Annotated in this window: 15 protein-coding genes; 14 read left to right on the top strand and 1 reads right to left on the bottom strand. The window is 52.6% G+C overall.

Annotated features, from left to right (window positions below; all coding sequences use genetic code 11):
• Positions 1–2 precede the first annotated feature (2 nt).
• The 6 genes from IPG22_11190 to IPG22_11215 are packed head-to-tail and all read left to right on the top strand — an operon-like array spanning position 3 to position 5,191.
• A complete protein-coding gene (locus tag IPG22_11190) occupies positions 3–920 on the top strand; it encodes an ABC transporter permease (GenBank protein ID MBK6588849.1) in 918 nt (305 codons plus the stop codon).
• A 2-nt stretch (positions 921–922) separates the two neighbouring features.
• Entirely contained in the window at positions 923–1,885 is a 963-nt protein-coding gene (locus IPG22_11195) for an ABC transporter permease (GenBank protein MBK6588850.1), read from the top strand.
• Between the two features lie 18 nt (positions 1,886–1,903).
• Positions 1,904–2,464, top strand: a complete 561-nt coding sequence (locus tag IPG22_11200) for a hypothetical protein (GenBank protein MBK6588851.1) — start codon at positions 1,904–1,906, stop codon at positions 2,462–2,464.
• Complete coding sequence (locus IPG22_11205; protein MBK6588852.1) at positions 2,461–3,462, top strand: ABC transporter ATP-binding protein; 1,002 nt, start codon at positions 2,461–2,463, stop codon at positions 3,460–3,462. The genes IPG22_11200 and IPG22_11205 overlap by 4 nt, the downstream gene beginning before the upstream one ends.
• On the top strand, positions 3,459–4,118 hold the full coding sequence (locus tag IPG22_11210; GenBank protein ID MBK6588853.1) for a hypothetical protein: 660 nt from the start codon (positions 3,459–3,461) through the stop codon (positions 4,116–4,118). The genes IPG22_11205 and IPG22_11210 overlap by 4 nt, the downstream gene beginning before the upstream one ends.
• 2 nt (positions 4,119–4,120) lie before the next feature.
• On the top strand, positions 4,121–5,191 hold the full coding sequence (locus IPG22_11215) for an ATP-binding cassette domain-containing protein (GenBank protein ID MBK6588854.1): 1,071 nt from the start codon (positions 4,121–4,123) through the stop codon (positions 5,189–5,191).
• Positions 5,192–5,533: 342 nt separating this feature from the next.
• On the opposite strand, the gene IPG22_11220 is transcribed toward IPG22_11215, so the two are convergent.
• Entirely contained in the window at positions 5,534–6,037 is a 504-nt protein-coding gene (locus IPG22_11220; GenBank protein ID MBK6588855.1) for a PA2169 family four-helix-bundle protein, read from the bottom strand.
• Positions 6,038–6,352: 315 nt separating this feature from the next.
• On the opposite strand from IPG22_11220, the gene IPG22_11225 reads away from it, so the two are divergent.
• From IPG22_11225 to IPG22_11260, 8 genes are all read left to right on the top strand, one after another.
• On the top strand, positions 6,353–8,623 hold the full coding sequence (locus IPG22_11225) for a diguanylate cyclase (GenBank protein ID MBK6588856.1): 2,271 nt from the start codon (positions 6,353–6,355) through the stop codon (positions 8,621–8,623).
• Between the two features lie 38 nt (positions 8,624–8,661).
• Complete coding sequence (locus IPG22_11230) at positions 8,662–10,845, top strand: ATP-binding protein (GenBank protein MBK6588857.1); 2,184 nt, start codon at positions 8,662–8,664, stop codon at positions 10,843–10,845.
• A 265-nt stretch (positions 10,846–11,110) separates the two neighbouring features.
• The gene (locus IPG22_11235) at positions 11,111–12,517 is read left to right on the top strand and encodes a D-alanyl-D-alanine carboxypeptidase (protein MBK6588858.1); all 1,407 of its coding nucleotides are present in this window, start codon (positions 11,111–11,113) and stop codon (positions 12,515–12,517) included.
• Positions 12,518–12,934: 417 nt separating this feature from the next.
• Positions 12,935–14,698 (top strand): murein biosynthesis integral membrane protein MurJ, encoded by a 1,764-nt coding sequence (murJ, locus tag IPG22_11240; GenBank protein MBK6588859.1) that lies wholly within the window; start codon positions 12,935–12,937, stop codon positions 14,696–14,698.
• Positions 14,699–14,831: 133 nt separating this feature from the next.
• Positions 14,832–15,335 (top strand): gamma carbonic anhydrase family protein, encoded by a 504-nt coding sequence (locus tag IPG22_11245; GenBank protein ID MBK6588860.1) that lies wholly within the window; start codon positions 14,832–14,834, stop codon positions 15,333–15,335.
• Positions 15,336–16,035: 700 nt separating this feature from the next.
• Entirely contained in the window at positions 16,036–16,752 is a 717-nt protein-coding gene (locus tag IPG22_11250; protein ID MBK6588861.1) for an ATP phosphoribosyltransferase regulatory subunit, read from the top strand.
• Positions 16,753–17,114: 362 nt separating this feature from the next.
• On the top strand, positions 17,115–18,467 hold the full coding sequence (hisS, locus tag IPG22_11255) for a histidine--tRNA ligase (GenBank protein ID MBK6588862.1): 1,353 nt from the start codon (positions 17,115–17,117) through the stop codon (positions 18,465–18,467).
• The gene (locus tag IPG22_11260) at positions 18,464–19,006 is read left to right on the top strand and encodes a hypothetical protein (GenBank protein MBK6588863.1); all 543 of its coding nucleotides are present in this window, start codon (positions 18,464–18,466) and stop codon (positions 19,004–19,006) included. The genes hisS and IPG22_11260 overlap by 4 nt, the downstream gene beginning before the upstream one ends.
• Positions 19,007–19,036: the final 30 nt, after the last annotated feature.

Below are 19,036 nucleotides of genomic sequence, written 5' to 3' on the forward strand. Positions count from 1 at the left end.
AGATGCTTAGTTTTATCCTACGCAGATTGCTGGTCATTATCCCCATGGCTCTCGTTGTTGTGACGTTGACGTGGGGATTGATCCGTGTCGCTCCGGGAAATTTCTACACGGCTGAGAAAAAGCTGCCGCCGGCGGTCGAGGCGACGATCCGTAAGAAATATGGGCTCGATAAACCCTGGTACACGCAGTACGGGATAATGATGTCAAACATCATTCGCGGCGATTTTGGCGATTCGCTGAAGTATCAGGGCCAGTCGGTCAACGAGATCATCTGGCGGCATCTGCCATATTCGGCGACTATCGGTATTCTTGGTTATCTGCTGGCGCTGCTCTTGGGGCTTTCGGCGGGAACAGTAGCGGCTTTGCGGCAAAATTCTTCGTTCGATTACGGTTCCATGGGGCTAGCGATGCTCGGCCTTTCGATACCTAATTTCGTGCTCGGGCCGCTGTTCGTTCTGATATTTTCTTTCTGGTTCTACCTGCTGCCGCCGGCTCGGTGGAACGGCATTTCCTCGCTCATCTTGCCGGTGTGTACGCTCGCGGGAATTTATGCAGCTTACATAGCGCGCCTGACCCGTGCCGGAATGCTCGAGGTAATGCGATCAGATTACATCCGAACGGCCCGGGCGAAGGGCCTGAGCGACTGGTCAGTGCTGCTGCGCCACGCTATCCGCGGCGGCTTGATCCCGGTAGTTTCTTTCACGGGCCCGGCACTCGCCGCTTTGCTCGCGGGAACGGTCGTGGTCGAAAAGGTGTTCGCGATCCCCGGCCTCGGCAACGTGTTTATTCAAGCGGTTTTCAACCGCGATGAGCCGCTAATACTTGGAGTGGTCGCTTTTTTGTCGATTATGATCATGGTTTTTAATCTGATAGTCGACGTGACATACGGATTTTTGGATCCGCGGATCCGCTACGAATAGATATGCCGGACGAAGTCCAAATAATAAAAGGCACATCACTTTGGCGTGACGCCTGGAAACGGCTGCTGCGGAACAAACTCGCGGTCTTCGGCCTGGTCGTGCTTGGCGTGCTGCTGGTTGGCGTGACAATTGGACCGTCGATCATCTATTGGACGACCGGATATACGTACGATCTTATTCCGACGGACCGTGCCCTGGTCAGAGCAATGCCGCCGTCGTTCAAGCACCTGATGGGCACAGATGATGCCGGGCGCGATATTTTCGCACGTGTACTGCAGGGCGGACGCATTTCACTGATCGTCGGATTGATCTCGACGACGGTTTCGCTCATCGTCGGTGTTTCGTACGGAGCGGTCGCGGGATTTCTAGGCGGCCGGGCCGATAACATCATGATGCGGATCGTCGATATTTTCTACTCGATCCCGTACATTTTGATCGTCATCGTTTTGCTAAGCGTTTTTGGCGGAGCGGGAACCCCGGCATGGATAAAGTTCCTTTCGGAAACTTTTGGCGGGGCGGGAAATCAGGCTTTAAGCCAGATATTCCTTCTGTTCTTCGCCCTCGGGCTGGTTTCCTGGCTGACGATGGCTCGGGTGGTTCGCGGGCAGATACTGAGCCTTAAAAATCAGGAATTCGTCATGGCGGCACGAGCGACCGGCGTTTCAAATTTCGGCATTATCTTTCGTCATCTGATCCCGAACGCCCTCGGCCCGGTGATCGTTTACGCGACGCTGACGGTGCCGAGCGTGATGCTGAGCGAGGCATTTCTGTCGTTCCTTGGGCTCGGCGTTCAGCCGCCGTTCGCGTCGTGGGGCAGCCTTGCCGCAGACGGTATCAAGAATGTGGCGATATTCCCGTGGCAGCTGATCTTTCCGGGGTTGACGATGGCTTTGACGCTGTTTTCATTGAACTTTTTGGGCGATGGTATTCGTGATGCCCTCGATCCGCAGACGCGGAAATTCTAGGAGATGTTTTTTTAGTTAGTGAGAAAGGTAATTTTTTTAAGCGTAAGTATTCTATTTTCCGCAGTAATAGTAAGCGGCCAGTTATTACCGGGAAAACCGGCATTGCAGACAAAACCAACGGCCAAGGCTCAGGCGAAGCCGACGCAACCGGCCAAGCCCGGTGGGTTAAAAATCATTAAAGAAGGTGTCGGGATCGACGGAATTGTTGTCGGCAGATCGACCTCGAAGGATGTGATCAAGAAATTTGGCAAGGTCTATCGTTGGGAGGTCAATAAGAAGTATTCGTACCAGATGACCTATGACAATGCCGGAGTTTCGTTCTATTTTTGCCAGAGTGACAAGACCGAAGAGATCTTTCTGATCGAAATAAAATCGCCGTACAAAGGCAAAACGACCAAGGGGATCGTGCTCGGCAGATCGACCAAAGAGGAAACGGAAAAGATCTACGGCAAGCCGAAAGACGGGTTCGAATATCCGGGCATCAATTTTTACTACAACCGATACGGCAAGCGAAATCTAATAACCGAGATCGATATCACCGAGAAAACGGGGCTGAGGCAGTGCGACGCTAAGAAATGACGAAAGACGGCGAAAACATATTGACCGTGGATGGCCTGAAGACGTACTTCTCGACTGAGGATGGCGTGGTGAAGGCCGTTGACGGCATCTCGTTCGAGCTGAAAAAGGGCGAAACGCTCGGCATCGTCGGCGAATCGGGCAGCGGGAAATCGGTGACGAATCTCTCGATCATGCGGCTCATTCAGGAACCGCCGGGCAAGATCGCCGGCGGCCGTGTGATATTTGACGGCGTTGATGTGCTGCAATTGCCGATGGACGCAGTGCGAAAGCTTCGCGGCAAACGGATCGCGATGATCTTTCAGGACCCGATGACGTCGCTCAATCCGTTCATGAAGATCTCGCGGCAACTGATGGAGGTCACGGAGCTTCACCTCGGCCACACAAAACAGCAGGCACGCGAACACGCCATAAAGATGCTCAAAATGGTCGGCATCTCAGACGCCGAATCGCGCATGGACAGCTATCCGCACGAATTCTCAGGCGGTATGCGCCAGCGCGTGATGATCGCAATGGGCCTGAGCTGCGATCCCGAATTACTCATCGCCGACGAACCGACGACCGCACTCGATGTCACCATCCAGGCACAGATCCTGGAACTGATCAAAGATCTACGAACCCGAATGGGCACGAGTGTCATCCTGATCACCCACGACCTGGGTGTTGTGGCAGGAATGACGGACAAGATCATCGTTATGTATGCCGGCAAGGTCTTCGAACAAGCTCCGACGCTCGAACTTTTCGACCGGCCGGCAAATCCGTACACAAAAGGCTTACTCCGTTCTGTTCCGGATCCGCTCCACGAGCACGGCGAGCCGCTGTATCAGATCCCCGGTTTGCCGCCGGATGTTGCCAATTTACCTCCTGGCTGTCCGTTCGCCGAGCGGTGCGACCGGGCGCAGGACATTTGCCGCAGCGAGTTTCCGCCGTTCGTCGAGATAAACGTGAACCATCGCTCGCTTTGCCATTTTGCTAAGGAAGTTTTTGAGGAGTCGCTATGAAGAGATTGACCTTGATACTGCTGCTCTTGTGCAGCGTTGGTTTGGGCTGCAAGTTCATTGATTCGCTAAAGGGCGGCGGATCTGGCTCCGGAAGCGGCAGTTCCGGCGGTTCGGCTTCGGGTGGCAGGGATCCTAAGGCAGACGTTATTGCGGCCTCGAAAAAATTCATCGATCTTAAGTCGTTCTCCGCCAAGACGGAAGGCGTCGGGCAAACCGAGATCAAGTCGCAGATCGATTACGTCGCTCCCGACCGCTATCACATCAGCTACCTCGCCGGAACCGGTGCGGGAATGGAGATGATAATGATCGGCGGCCAATCGTACATGAAGGCGGCCGGCGGCTCGTGGTCAAAGATGCCCGGCGATGCGAAAACGATACCGAATCTGCGTGATTCGTTTACCGACGAAGGTCTAAAATCGCTTTCGGACGTGAAATTCGAGGGCGAGGAAATGTTAGACGGCAAACCGGCCCTCGTTTATTCGTACAAGAATGTTACGCCGGTCGGAAATTACCCGTTTACATCAAAAAGCTGGATATCTAAAGCGTCAGGCCTTCCGATGAAGATATATGTCGAATATTCCAACGGCATGCTGAAACACGTGACGGTGAATTACGACACCGAATCACCTGTTACCATCGAGCCGCCGATCAAATAAGAATGGCCGAACAAAACGACAACCTTATCTCGATCCGGGATCTGAAGGTCCACTACCGTTCAGGCGGCGGGTTGTTCAGCGCCGCGAAAACGGTCAAGGCGGTCGATGGAGTTTCGCTCGATATCAGAAGAGGCGAGACACTCGGCCTCGTCGGTGAATCGGGCTGCGGGAAATCGACTCTTGGAAAGGCTATTTTAAGGCTCACCGAACCGACCGGCGGCAAGGTGATCTACAACAGCCAGGATCTCGCGCACTTGCCCAGATCAGCGATGCGCGAGCAGCGAAAACATTTGCAGATGATCTTTCAAGATCCGTACGCGAGCCTCAATCCGCGAAGGACGGTGGGCGGCATTATCGGCGAGCCGATACGCACTTTCGGCCTTGCGAACGGTAGATCGGTCGATGCGATGGTTCAGGATCTAATGGAAACGGTGGGACTGAGCCGACGGTTCGCGAAACGCTATCCGCATGAATTCTCAGGCGGCCAGCGTCAGCGTATCGGCATTGCAAGGGCACTCGCGGTCGATCCCGAATTTATAATCGCCGATGAACCGATCTCAGCTCTCGATGTCTCGATCCAGGCCCAGATCATGAACCTGATGCAGCGTCTGCAGGCGGAAAAAGGGCTGACGTATCTTTTTATTTCGCACGACCTCCGCGCTATCCGCCACCTCTCGGACCGCGTAGCCGTGATGTATCTCGGCCGCATCGTCGAACTCGCCGACGGCAAAGACATATACCGTGACCCGCTGATGCCGTATACCAAAGCCCTGATCTCAGCCGTACCTGTCCCCGACCCGGAGGTGGAGGCAAAACGCGAGCGTATCATTCTGAAAGGCGATGTCCCTTCACCGATCGACCCGCCTGCGGGCTGCCATTTCCACACCCGCTGCCAATACGCCATCCCCGAATGCAAAACGATATCGCCGCAACTGGTCGAGATCAAACCGCGCCACCAGGCTGCCTGCATCCGCATCAGCGCGACGCACCCAAATATCGAGGAAAATGCTGCGGCCGGTTTGGCGCAATTTAGTTGCGATTCGGAAGAGTTTTCACTCCAACAACACGTTTGACCAATCTCCCAGATACCTTTACCAAACTCCCGATAAGGGCCCCGAAACGCCGTCATTTCCTCTACCAATCGAGCATCGGATCTAGGCCGGTTTAGGCCGTATCTAGTCGCTGAAACCAAGTATTTATCTACCTTTTGACGATCAATTCTATAAAGATGTGGCACGTGCCACATTCTTTATAAGGTATTTTTTGGTAAACAATAGCGAAAAGTGAAAAAACACGAAATGTCACCGGTTGAGGAAGCTATTTTGAACCGGTTTTAGCGTCTAGAAACGTCCGGCCGCCAACAAAAAAGACTGCCCTTCCGGACAGCCTATCTTTGTATTACGGTGTGGGGTTCCTTAGAAAGAGCCTGGCGTTGCAGCCTTTTGGCTTTCAGCATTTCTTAGAGCCTTTATCCGGTTGTGAGCCGCGAATACGGCTTGTGACTGCTGGACCAAGACGTCGTTGATGTTGGCCGGTAAGGCCGTTTTCAGGGCCTCGGCATACGCGTCCTTGGCGTAATCTTCGCCACGTTCGCATTCGTTGAGGATAGCCTCCTCATCCTTGCCCGTAACGAGGGATTTGATATCCATCCATCCGCGATGCAAAGCCGCGGAAACGCTGCCGCTGTTTTCCGGATCCCCGCCGAGCGAACGGACAAGCTCTTGGAGAACGCCGACGAAATCAGCACGCTGCTGCGAGAATTCGTAGAAAACCGTTTTCAGCTCCGATCGCTCTATGCCTTCGGCAGCGACCTTGAATCCTTCCTGCCCGTCGCGGCATGTCTGGATCAAGCCGTTCAGGATTGAGATCGTGTCACCATTCGTATCGGTGCTAGATGTTTCTGCATAACCTCCGGTCATCGGCACTGTTGCTTCGTAATCATTGATCATCGTACTTACCTCCGTGAATATTGCGAAAAAATGTTTATTTATCGAAGCGGCTCACAGTGAGCCGCACCTGCCAATACAGATTATTCGTATTGGCAGCGTTTGAAAGTACGATAGCGAACAATAGACAATTGAAGAGGATTACGACCGTTCGTTCCCCGGTCTAATTTTTTCGTGAAACTATCCACCTATTAACCGTTTTTGCTGGTACATAACAAATCGATGTAGGTAACGCCGAGCGAATATCATAGGGGGCGGGAACCAATTATTTTTGCGAGAAAACGAAAAGTGCAGCAGGGAATATCGGACAAAGCAGCAATAGATCGACTGGCTGACAAAAACGGCATCGCGGTGGCCCTTGTCGATCAGGCCTCGACCGAGATCTATGTTGCGAACAATAACTCGATCTGTCGCAGTCTCAATCCGGCCGGGAAATTCAACACGCATTGCAAAGCATTTTGCGGCACCGCGTTCGAAGAGGCATCAGAGGTCGGTGCGACTGTTTCATTCACGTGCCACGCAGGGCTGGAATGCCGCGTTGTGCCCGTCGATGACGAAGGCGTTCCACTGGTCGCAATAATCGGGCGTACCTTTATAAAAGCCGAAAATTACCGGCGGGCTACCACGCGGGCGATATCTGGCGACTGGAAAGATCATTCTCCGGCTGAGTTTTTTGAGAATGTTCTGCTCGCCGGTTCTGCGTCCGTACTCGACAAAGCTGCCGCCGAGATCGAGGTCCTGATGCCAAGAACGTTACGTGTTGAAGCTGTGGAACCTGAGTTAGCAGAAACACCGGAACCAAGCCATACGCGTCCAGAAAATACCGTTCAGCCGATAATCGAGGCAAAAAACATCGAGCCGCCACGGCCAAAACCTGTTTCGGCTCAATCAAATATCGTTGCCCGATTCAACCGCGAACTCGGCCTCGTACCGACGCCCCAAAAGGCTGTTCAGCAATCGGTTGAAAAGAAAAGTGTGGATGACGAGCCGTTTCTTGAGATCAGGCAAGCTACTGAATCCCAAACCGAGCCCGCACCCGTCAACAGTGAACCAGAAATAGAGGCCATCGTTGAGGAAAAACCAAGATCTAATGAAAAGCGTGCTGCTGAAGCTCGTGCGTGGCGCTCTTTCTTTGGGTCGCTTTTAAAGGTCGACTATCCGAAGGCGGCGGATTCGATCCTTGAATTTATCGCAATTCAATATGGTCTCTCAGCCACCGTTTGGCTCGAAAAAAACGACAAACGCCTTGAAAACGCCGCAGCATACGGCGAAATGAAAAACCGCAAGGTTCGGCTTGGTATTGCTTCGGACGACCATCGTTTGATCGAAGCGGCTCAGAAAGAAATGCCGCTTGAGATCAACGAGAAGCCTAAAGAAGGAGCCGAAGCGAAGCCGCGGACGATGTACCTTTTCCCGATCGGCCTCGGCGGCGAGATATCGGCCGCGATAGCGATCCTCGAAAACATCGAGGAGGAAAAAGTAAAACGCCATATCGCGCGTATTTGCCAGTCGATCGCTCCGCAGCTTGAGATCCTGCGGCTCCGCAGCCAGGTCGCACGCGGCGAATCGCTCTCGACGGCTGTTCGAAGATTCAGCGAAAGCCTGAAAAACATTGATGCGGACGACCTCTGGCTAAAGCTCACACAGAATGCGGCCGAGATGCTCGGGGCAGAGCGAGCGTCATTAATGATCCTCGACGAACGGTCGCAGTCGCTCCAGTTGATGGCTCTTATTGGCGGCTTGGGCCGCCCCGGCAAGGACGAGGTCGTCGGGGCTCGTGTAGCAAGGCTCGTTTTTGATAAGAATAAACCGATCATCGTTCCAGACGTCGCAAAAACTGGCTTGCCGCCGGCGGGAGCAAGCCGAAATTACAAGACCGCATCGTTCATAAGTTGTCCGCTGTCGATCTCGGGCCGTACTATCGGAGTGATGAGTTTTGCTGACAGAGTGACGGGAAAGCCTTTTGATCGGGGCTCACTCAATCTTTTCAACGCAATCGCTCCGCAGCTAGCGGTTGCCATCGATCGTGCTTCGCTGAAGGAAAAAGCGGGTGAGTTCGAACAGTTGTCTGTGACCGACGCTCTTACGGGGCTTCTAAATCGCCGATATATCGAGGCTCGCTTGATGGAAGAGGTAAAACGCTCTAATCGGCACGGATTTCCGATGAGTTTTATGATGATCGACGTCGATCATTTTAAATCTTACAACGACCAATTCGGCCATCCGGCCGGCGACGAGGCACTCAAACTCGTTGGCCACGTTATTCGCGAGACGCTGCGCGGTGCTGACGTTGCGGCCCGGTACGGCGGTGAGGAGTTTTCGATCCTGCTTCCACAGACGACCGGTGAAGAAGCTGGGGCAATTGCCGAGCGTATTCGGAGCAACATTGCCGAAACTAGATTCCCGCATCGCCGCGTTACGATAAGTATCGGTATTGCAAGTTGTTCTGCCGATCTCTGCTCCGCGATCGATCTCGTTAAAGCAGCTGATAAGGCATTGTATGAGGCGAAAAAACGAGGCCGCAATCGCGTCCTTCCATTTGAAAAACTAGACTTTTAGATCGAAGAATTAGCAGTAGCCCGATGAGAAGACCTTTGGTGAAAAGGATATTCGCGAGAACGGATCAGACCGATTTTGTTGGTCGGGCCTCGCATGTCGATAGGCTGCTCAAGCATGCCAGAGACGGTTCAGGCGGCCTTCTTCTTCTCGTTGCACCACGCATCGGTACTTCCGAACTTCTCAGGCATGCTTACGACCGGTTGTTCATTGAGCAAGGCGAAACGATCCCGTTTTACTTTGAGTTCAGGAAAAGCGATAGAACCGCTCATAACGCCGCCAGGAGGTTTCTCCGCGAGTTCTTGCAGCAGACCGTAGCATTTCGCCGTGCCGATCCTAAAATAATCGAGTCCGCTCCTGACTTGAATGAAATTGCTGATCTGGCGGTACCTGAGGACGGATACTGGGTCGATCGGCTGGTGGAAATGTCCGTGCAGGAAGGACTTGACGACCCGAGCTCGATACGAAATTGCCTGGGTGCTCCGCTACGTGCTGCGGCAAACGGTGCGCGGCCATTCCTGTTGGTTGACAACCTGCACGTCGCTAAGGAACTGGGCGGCGGCGAGGCGTTGTTTGATGCTGTGAGCGGTACCTTTGAACGCGCATCGCTGCCAATTGTACTTGCTGGCCGTCGTCGGGCATTGTTTGCAAGTACAGAATTCGACACCATCCCGTTCGACACCTTTTCTTTTGAGGAAGCGGGAGCATTTGCTAAATATCTCTCCAGGAAGAGTGGAGTAAAGATGAACGAGCAAACCCGTGATCTCGTTGCGGTCCAACTGGTTTCTAACGCTGGTTTTATCAGCTCGATCTTTGCTGCCGCCTTGGCAGCCGGGCACGACCTGAACTCTTTTGAGCACGTCGAACAGGTTTACACGGACGAGATATTTGGTGGGCGGATCGGTTGTTATTTTGATGATTTGATCGACGAACTGGTACCGAATGCGGCCCATCGATCTAAGGTCATGTGGCTTTTGGCGGAGAATATTGCCGCGCGGAGCAGCAGCGTACCCGTAAATTACTGGAGACGGCATCTGCATTTGCCAGATCCGGAATTTGAGGTTCTGCTGGATTCACTTCACCAAGCCGAAATTCTAAATGTCAGCTCCGATTCGGTGGTGCTCGACCCGGAAAACATCGTCCTTTGCGACTGGATCGCCGGACGGAAACGTCTGGAGATGGATCGCGAACAGCGGGCGACAGTTGTCGGTGATACTCTCGCGAAAAATATAAAGCGGGCGCCTCAGCTTTTGGCCCGGTTTTATCGCCAAACCTCGTCGATCGGCCTTCGTGGGTTGCTGACTGCATTTGACGGACGGCGCATATCCGGGGCATTGTTCGATTACTCGCGATTCAAGGAAGAACTCAAAGGAGTTGATGACGAGCGAGTCCTGAAATTGTTGAAAGAGGACAATACGGTCATCGAGTTGCCGCACATCGTCTACACAGCGAAAACGTCGGCATTTTACCCGAAACTCAACGAAAAGTGCGAGCCAGAGCGTTCGGCGGTCGGACTTGGGTTCCGTGACAACGCCAATAGAGACGAAGTTGCGTGGGTGGTCGTCCAGATCGATTCAAAACTCGAAGCGAAGCGCGATGTCACAGAATTTTGGTGTGATCGGCTCGAAATGGTAGCGGTAGCCTCCGGTTTTGCTGCGTACCAACTTTGGCTGATCGCTCCGGAAGGATTCGATCCCGAAGCTATCGGTGTCCTTAACGATCGCGGGGCACTAGGATCGAGCCGCAAGCAGGTTGACCTCTTAGCTTCGCTCCTCAATGCGGATATGTCGCCGGAAAAGGCCGATTCTGCCGACGATTACGAGATCGTCGTGCCCATGGGTGAGGATACAGAAATGATCGCAGCCCATACCGTCGAAGAGATCGCGAAACGGCACAACTTTCCTACCAGATCGATCAATCAGATCAAGACCGCACTTGTCGAGGCTTGCATAAACGCCACAGAACATTCACTTAGTCCTGACCGCCGAATTCATCAAAAATTCTCAGTCGCCGCCGACAAGATCACGATCACCGTCACAAACCGTGGTGTTCGGCTTACCGATAAACAGCCTAACCCAAATGCCCCGGACGCGGCCCGGCGAGGGTGGGGACTGAAACTTATTAAGGGCTTGATGGATGAGGTCAATATCAATAAAACTGACGATGGAACCCAGATCACCATGGTCAAGTACCTGCAAAAAGCCGCGGCTGCCGGGACCACGTAAATCGTACTGTTAGCGATTCCGCCTAAAAAACCTTTCATTTCTGACTGGATTTGTGTATAAAAAAGCAGTCAGTAGGCATTTCATTGATCGGATGCATCGCTGACCGACCTGAAATCATCTTAGGACACGGCGACTCGGTTTATGGCGTGGACATGGAAAATCCAAAAATTTGAAAACTTGGCAGCCTCTGTGCTATTCTCTTAATTGCGTCAGACGACTTTGGCGCCCATCCTGCCTACCGATCAAAACAAGCGATAAAAGTTCAATGAAAAGGCCTGCCGAAAATATTCTTCGATCATTACTTGTCGCTCTACTTCCGTTTGTTTTGACAGCCGTGAGCGTTGGTCAATCCAAATCGCCGCTGCTGCAGGATATTCAGGTAAAGAACGAGAATTACTCGGCCAGTCAGTCGAATCAAGTAATTCCTACACCGACGCCTCTGGTTTCGAAAACCGGCAGTTCGACAGCAGTTCCGATGGGTGGAATGCGAACGCTGTTTCCGGCTCTGGCCGAGGTGCAGCCTCCGGGATATTCCGGTATTTTAGTCGAATCGCTTGACGGGAACGTCGTGGTCGAGAGCAACTCGAACTTTACCTTCAATCCGGCGTCAAATGTAAAGATCGCAACCACATACGCGGTTCTTAAGACTTTTGGCCCGGAGTTTCGGTTCATGACCAACGTCTATACAGATGGCGCGATCGATCGCAATACAGGCACACTGAACGGCAACCTTTATGTATCGGGCAAAGACCCGATGTTTGGATACCAGCATGCTGTTACGTTGGCTTATGAGCTAAATCGGCTAGGTGTTCGAACCGTATCGGGCGACCTTATCGTGACGGATAATTTCGTGATGAACTACTCCGGCTCGTCGCTCGTTTCTGCCCAAACACTGGCTTCGACGATGGACATGTCGAAGCGCAACGCTGCTGCAACTAAGCTTTGGCTGAACCATTTGTCGTATTCCGGCAAGTTTAATCAGGTCAATTTCGTCCCGGGCGTAACTTTTACGGGTTCGACATATGTCCAGCCAATACCTAGCAATCTAAATCTGCTATTTACCCATGAGTCCACACAGCTTCGCGAGATACTTAAGGCGACGATGTGTTACTCAAATAATTTCCTGGCTGAGAAATTAGGTGACCTTGTCGGTGGTCCATTTGCGGTGGCCCGGCTCGTTCAGCTAAATGCCGGTGTCCAACCGCAGGAATTCTCGATCGCAACGTCGAGCGGCCTTGGGTACAACCGTGTGACGCCTAACGCGATGATGAAGTTGCTGCGTTCGCTTAGGAATGACTTAGCACGCTACAAAATGACGTTTGCCGATATCATGCCGGTAGCCGGGATCGATAAGGGAACGCTCGAAGGAAGATTTGACGCGGATTTTGCCCGCGGCAGCGTTGTTGGTAAAACCGGCACGCTTCCCAACACAGACGGCGGTGTCAGCGCCTTGGCTGGTGAGGTCAACACTCGGAATGGCCGGCTGCTGTTCGTTATCTTTAACATGCGAGGCGGCGTTGCCAAATTCCGGAGCTTCCAGAACGGATTTGTATCGCTCGTGCAGGGCCAATTTGGCGGAGCGATGCCGATGACCTACGATGTGATCTCACTCGATACGAGGCTCGCGCGAACTCGGGTCAGCTATCCGACGGGTTACGCGTACGGCAACTAGAAATGCGGGAACAACTTTAACGATCTGAGGCTGTCTGAAAAGGCAGCCTCTTTTTTTATTTTTGGGGTGAAAAAAAAGTGCAAAATCATGCGCAGGCCTAATTGGGGTTCAAAAAGTGTGAAACGATTCACACTTTTCACAAAAAGCCCTGTTTGCGGCGTTATCAAACGCGAAAAGACTGGTTTGGTCAAAGGAGTTGGCCGCTCTGTCGTGCATAAATGCCTTGATTGGTAGAGTTATTTGGGAGATTGGTCGAAGGTGTTTTTGTGCAAAATCCTTTACCAATTTTGTCGCAAAACAGTACGCCAAAAATAGGTCAGCAGCCTCAGAGAAAAAGCCTTATTTCCTGCTAAGTGCCAAACACGAGACATCGTCTTTTTTCTTAGCACCCAACGTGAGATAATTTCGGCTCGACCGATGAGCGACAACAATACAAACACGCCGGCACCTGAGTCAGAGGGGATGACCGAAACTCCCGAATCGCTTGCCGAACCAGCGGCGATAGATGAGGCCGAAACCAAACCCGCGACAAAACAAACCAGCGTAGCCCGCTCTGCCGGTATCGTCTCGATCGCGGTCATGTTCTCGCGCGTTTTGGGTTTACTGCGTGAGGTCATCTTTGCCAAGTATTTTGGTGCCGGGTTTTTATATGACGCCTATGTCGTGGCGTTTCGTATCCCAAATGTCCTTCGCGACCTGTTTGCCGAGGGAGCTTTGTCAGTTGCTTTCGTTAAGGTTTTTACCGATTACCAGATAAACAAGGGCGAAAAAGAAGCCTGGCGGCTCGCGAGCCTGGTGCTCAATCTGCTTGCGGTCGTGATGAGCGTGATCTGCATCGTCGGCATCATATTTTCGAAGCAGTTCGTGGGGCTGATCGCAGATGGCTTCTCGCCTGAGAAAGCCGCACTTGCGACGACGCTGTCGCAGATAATGTTCCCGTTCATAATGCTGGTCGCTCTGGCGGCCCTGGCGATGGGGGTTTTGAATACTAAAGGCGTTTTTGGGGTTCCGGCTTCGGCCTCTACGGTTTTCAATATTGTCTCGATAATTGTGGGGCTCGGTGTAGCTTACTGGCTGAGCGGCGGTGGTTGGACCGAGTCAAATGACAAGACCGCTATCCCGGACTTCGCATCGCAATGGGCAATTATCGGGATGGCGATCGGAACTTTACTTGGCGGAGCTGCGCAGTTTTTGATGCAAATACCGTCGCTGATCCGCGTTGGCTTTCGCTTTACCCCGATACTCAGCTTTGCAGACGAAGGCGTTCGCAAGGTAATGGCCTTGATGGGGCCTGCGATAATCGGCACGTCGGCCGTTCAGGTAAACGTGATGATAAACACGTATTTCGTTGCTGGGATAGATGGGGCAAATAGCTGGCTCAGCTACTCGTTCCGGCTGATGCAGCTGCCGATCGGCGTTTTCGGAGTGGCTGTAGGAACGGCGGCAATTCCGGTGATGTCGCGTCTCGCGAGTGAAGGGAAAATTAAGGACCTTCGCGATACGATCTCTTCGTCGATGAATCTGGTCTTTCTGCTCACGCTGCCGTCGGCATGCGGGCTAATAATTCTGGGCGAGCCGATCGTTCGGATGATCTATGAACGCGGGAAATTCGACGCGATGGACACTAGTATGACGGCTGCCGCGCTGGCCGGGTACTCTGTCGGCCTTACGGGTTATGCCGCGATCAAGATCCTGTCGCCCGCTTTCTACGCCCTGAACGACGCCAAGACGCCGATGATCATAGCTCTCGCGTCGATCGGCGTTAACCTTATTGGTTCCTACTTCCTTCGCGAATGGCTCTCGAATTACGGCGTCACGCCCGAAACGCCGCGTGGATACGGCCATGTCGGCGTTGCCTTGGCCACGTCGATCGTTGCTCTCGTTAATTTCTTTGCCCTCGCATTGATCTTGCGTGGCCGCATAAAGCGGCTCAATGGCCGCAACATTATCTTTTCGTTCCTAAAGATCGCGGCTGCATCAGCAGTAATGTCCGTTGCTGCGTACGCGAGCTATCACGCTCTGCTCGGCCATTACGGCTCGGCGACGCTCGTGCTCAGAATAGTCGAGGCCTTCGTTCCGATCGCTGCGGGTGCGGTCTCATTCGTGATCGCGGCAAAACTATTGAAAGTAACGGAACTGGAGCAAGCCGTTGGGACGATTCGAAGAAAATTTGCCAGATAATGCGATCAAGATATGACAATTTCGTTTCATGTTCCGTGTCGTTCAGTGTGATCCGTGGTTAATTCTTTGGAATTTCACCACGGATCGCACGGAATAACACGGAACAAATCAAGATACCTTTCCAAGCGTTCTCATGATAAAACCCTTTAATTCCATTCACCCAAAGATCCACGAAACCGCCTTCGTGACCGACGATTCCGTCATAATCGGTGACGTTGAGATCGGTGAGGATGCGAGCGTTTGGTATGGGTCGGTGCTTCGCGGGGATGTGAATTATATTCGCGTCGGGGCACGGACTAATGTGCAGGACATGACGATGATCCATGTCAGCTCCAAAGGTTTGCCGACCATCCTCGAAGAGAACATCACCATCGGTCACCGTGTCACGCTGCACGCGTGCTATGTCGAGAGCGGTTGTCTAATTGGCATGGGAGCGATAATCATGGACGGGGCACGGATCGGCCGCAATTCGCTCGTCGGAGCGGGAGCGTTGATAACACCGGGCACGCAAATACCGCCAAATTCTCTCGTCGTCGGCTCGCCCGCCAGAGTAAAACGTGAACTCACTGCCGACGAACTCGCGATGCTGGAAAAGTCGTGGCGAAACTACGTTGAACTTAAAGATCAGTACTCCTGATCAGAAAAGATCCTGCCCGCGAAATACGCGAAAGTACGCGAAAAAAAGAAGAACTAAGGAAATGAACGAGGCAGCACTCGACTTGCTGCGAGTCGTTCTGGTTTCATCCCATTTCGCGTCATTTCGCGTCATTTCGCGGGCAAAAGCCCTAACTCGCGACCAAGATCAAGACGGATCTTCCCCGCGAAATACGCGAAAGTACGCGAAAAAAAGAAGAACTAAGGAAATGAACTAGGTAGCACTCGGTTTGTTGCGAGCCATTCTGTTTTCATCCCATTTCGCGTCATTTCGCGTATTTCGCGGGCAAAAGCCCTAACTCGCGACCAAGATCAAGACCGATCTTGCCCGCGAAATACGCGAAAGTGCGCGAAAAACAGAAGAACTAAGGCAGTGAATAAGGCAGCACTTGGCTTTGCTGCCCAGCCATTCCGTTTTCATCACATTTCGCGTCATTTCGCGTATTTCGCGGGCAAAAGCCCTAACTCGCGACCAAGATCAAGACCGATCTTCCCCGCGAAATACGCGAAAGTGCGCGAAAAACAGAAGAACTAAGGCAGCACTTGGCTTTGCTGCCCAGCCATTCTGTTTTCATCACATTTCGCGTCATTTCGCGTATTTCGCGGGCAAATCCCTAACTCGTGATCTGTGTCCATCTGTGGTCAAAATTTCTTTCTCTCCCTCTCTGCGGTAAAATAGCAGCATGGCAAGTACCAAAGCAGTCACTGGGATTCGTGATGTTGAAAAACGCGATCACGTGACGAGCGTTATTAAGGAAATTTGCGAGCGCTACGGTTTCGAACGACTTGAAAGCGGCGCTTCATTCCAGGTGAATATCGGCAGTGACGACAGTTCGATCGAGGCGAACGCGATACTTGCGGTGAATGAGACGCTTGAGCGGTTGGGCGTGCAGAATTTTGCGATCTATCTTAGTCACAGTGACGTGTTGGCGAGCATATTGGAGACGGTTCGCGTTCCCGCGAAACTGCGGCAGAAGACCTTTGCTGCTATTCGTGGCTTTAGCAAATTCAACATCGAGGGCTTTGTGGCGGAATTGCAGGAGGCCGGCGTTTCCGAAAATGCCTCGACCGTCCTTGCCGAGCTTTTCCTGACGACTGATGAGATCCTTAATCAGGAACGCGACATTAACCAAACCGTCGTCAGCAATTTGCTGAATATCGTTAACATCGACACGCTGACCGAGCTTGGCGCGATTCTTCGGTCGACGGGACGAAAGCCGGTCTTTATCGATCCGGCGTTGCCCTGCGAGTCGCCGTTTGACGAGGGAATTGTGATCGAAACCCGAACGTCCGGGCTGGATGTTCTCGGCGAGGGCGGCTGCATTGTCAGGTCGGACGATGAAACCGTCTTCGCGTTCTCGTTCGACATCGAAAACATCGTCGAACTGATGGCATCGTGAAAAGGATTTAGCCACTAATTACACGAATCTCCCGAATAAGAAAAGTCAATTTAGGCGGTGGAGCGGTAGTGGCTAAATTAAAATCTTCGCCGTGAAGCGGCGTAAGAAAATAGCCAGATGCGGAGCTTCTGGTTGTCGGCATTCCCTGAATCTAAGTGCGGTGAAGCCGCACCAGCTAATCTTACCGCATCTCCGACGCGGCGAGGTCACGCGACTACTTTACCAGAAGCTTCGCATCTGGCTATTTTCTGCGGCCGCTCCACGGCCAAGGCGGGACCGTTCAGACATCCTCATTACACAAATTTCACTAATAAGAATTCTGATTCGTGCTATTCGTGTAATTCGTGGCTAAAATGTTTTTTATGGCAAGTACAAACCCGGCCCGCGGAATGCGCGATTTCCTGCCCGCTGACGTCCGAAAACGCAACTACGTCATCGGCATCATCAAGGAAGTCTACGAATCCTACGGCTTTGAGCCTCTCGAAACGCCCGCTGTCGAAAACATCGAAACTTTATTAGGCAAATATGGAGAAGAAGGGAATCAGCTGGTCTTCAAAATACTGAAACGCGGCGAGAAGTTGAGACAGGAGACAGGAGACGGGAGACAGGAGCTTAGAGAATCCGACCTTTCCGATCTTGCCCTGCGGTACGATCTAACCGTTCCGCTCGCGCGTGTCGTTGCGAATAACAAGAACGATCTGCCAAAGTTTTTTAAGCGATATCAGATACAGCCTGTCTGGAGGGCTGATCGCCCGGCTCGCGGGCGTTTTAGGGAGTTTTATCAGTGTGATGTTGATGCGATCGGCTCGAGTTCGATGGTCGTCGAGGGGGAACTTATTTCGGCCGTCAGCGAAATTTTGAAGAAGCTAGGATTCGACAATTTCACGATCCGCCTCAACGACCGACGCGTATTGACCGACATTCTCGACAAAGCCGGAGTTCCCGGCGAGCTCCATACCGAGGCTCTCGTGGCAATAGATAAGCTCGACAAGATCGGTGCCGACGGCGTTGCGGCGGAATTGAACTCTCGCGGGGTCTCAGACGAGGCGGCGACGATGCTTATGGAGATCTTCGCGAAAACGACTGAGATCCATAATCAGGAAAAGGATATTAACCCCACGATTCTTGCCAACCTCATCAATATCGTTAGCAATGAAACACTAACTGAGTTTGGCGAGATACTGAAATACGCCGAGATGTCTCCGATCCTCATAGATCCGAGTCTTGCTCGAGGACTTTCGTATTACACCGGAGCGATCATGGAGATCAGCGTCCCCGATCTCGCTGGCAGTCTCGGCGGCGGTGGACGTTACGACGGTTTGATCGGCATGTTTGGCAAGGAACAGATCCCCGCTTGCGGGTTTTCGCTCGGCCTCGAGCGCATTTTAGTTGTGATGGAAGAACGCGGGATGTTCCCGCCTGAGATCGCTGAATCGACGCCGGCCGACGTGCTGGTGACGATCGCGGGCAAAGAAACTATCGGCGATTCGCTGAAACTTGCATCCGAACTTCGTACGGCTGGCGTCCGCACGACCGTCTATCCTGAAGCTGATAAGCTTGGTAAGCAGTTCAAGTATGCTGATTCAATAAAAGTGCCTTGGGTGTGCGTTATCGGCGAAAGCGAGATAGCTGAGAACACGGTGACGCTTAAGAACCTGAGCACCGGTGAACAGAATACATATCCGCGGTCTGAGATAGCATCCAAGATAATATGAGTAACGCAAAACGCGGTATCGTCGCGGCAGCAGCAGTTCTGGTTCTGATCTTAACGTCTTATTTTCTATCGCACGCCAGCGTGGGATCTGAGGATTTGCCGAATTTCTTCCGTGTCAATGACAAACTAGCTCGCGGAGGGCAGCCTAAGGACGCAGGGTTTGCCGAGCTGAAGAAGCAAGGTTTCGCTACGGTCATCAGCCTTCGCGACGATGATGAACGAGCTCGCCGGGAAAAAGAAATCGCCGAGGCCGCCGGGCTGCGGTTCATCAACATGCCGCTCGCAAACTGGAGTCGTCCCAGCATAAAGGATATCGAGGCTATCGAGTCCGCGATCGATCTTCCCGGAAAATCAACCGGTCTTCGTCCATTGCCGCCGCGGTGCCGACCGAACGGGAACGGTGATGGCTGTCTATCGCATCAAGCACGACGGCTGGAACGCCAAACAGGCCAGCGAAGAAGCCGAAAAATTCGGCATTGGCTGGTGGCAATTCCCCATGCGCGATTTTATTCAAGATTACTATCGCGATACGCAAAGTAAGACGGCACACGAATAATCTAACCAGGAACG

It is taken from the genome of Acidobacteriota bacterium (genome assembly GCA_016703965.1).
Lineage (GTDB): Bacteria > Acidobacteriota > Blastocatellia > Pyrinomonadales > Pyrinomonadaceae > OLB17.

What these genes read in the sequence shown, in the direction of transcription:
- IPG22_11245 (MBK6588860.1), top strand. Translation starts at nt 14,832, where the DNA reads ATGATAAAACCCTTTAATTCCATTCACCCAAAGATCCACGAAACCGCC.
- IPG22_11250 (MBK6588861.1), top strand. Translation starts at nt 16,036, where the DNA reads ATGGCAAGTACCAAAGCAGTCACTGGGATTCGTGATGTTGAAAAACGC.
- IPG22_11205 (MBK6588852.1), top strand. Translation starts at nt 2,461, where the DNA reads ATGACGAAAGACGGCGAAAACATATTGACCGTGGATGGCCTGAAGACG.
- IPG22_11260 (MBK6588863.1), top strand. Translation starts at nt 18,464, where the DNA reads ATGAGTAACGCAAAACGCGGTATCGTCGCGGCAGCAGCAGTTCTGGTT.
- hisS (MBK6588862.1), top strand. Translation starts at nt 17,115, where the DNA reads ATGGCAAGTACAAACCCGGCCCGCGGAATGCGCGATTTCCTGCCCGCT.
- IPG22_11210 (MBK6588853.1), top strand. Translation starts at nt 3,459, where the DNA reads ATGAAGAGATTGACCTTGATACTGCTGCTCTTGTGCAGCGTTGGTTTG.
- IPG22_11220 (MBK6588855.1), bottom strand. Translation starts at nt 6,037, where the DNA reads ATGACCGGAGGTTATGCAGAAACATCTAGCACCGATACGAATGGTGAC.
- IPG22_11190 (MBK6588849.1), top strand. Translation starts at nt 3, where the DNA reads ATGCTTAGTTTTATCCTACGCAGATTGCTGGTCATTATCCCCATGGCT.
- IPG22_11235 (MBK6588858.1), top strand. Translation starts at nt 11,111, where the DNA reads ATGAAAAGGCCTGCCGAAAATATTCTTCGATCATTACTTGTCGCTCTA.
- IPG22_11215 (MBK6588854.1), top strand. Translation starts at nt 4,121, where the DNA reads ATGGCCGAACAAAACGACAACCTTATCTCGATCCGGGATCTGAAGGTC.
- murJ (MBK6588859.1), top strand. Translation starts at nt 12,935, where the DNA reads ATGAGCGACAACAATACAAACACGCCGGCACCTGAGTCAGAGGGGATG.
- IPG22_11195 (MBK6588850.1), top strand. Translation starts at nt 923, where the DNA reads ATGCCGGACGAAGTCCAAATAATAAAAGGCACATCACTTTGGCGTGAC.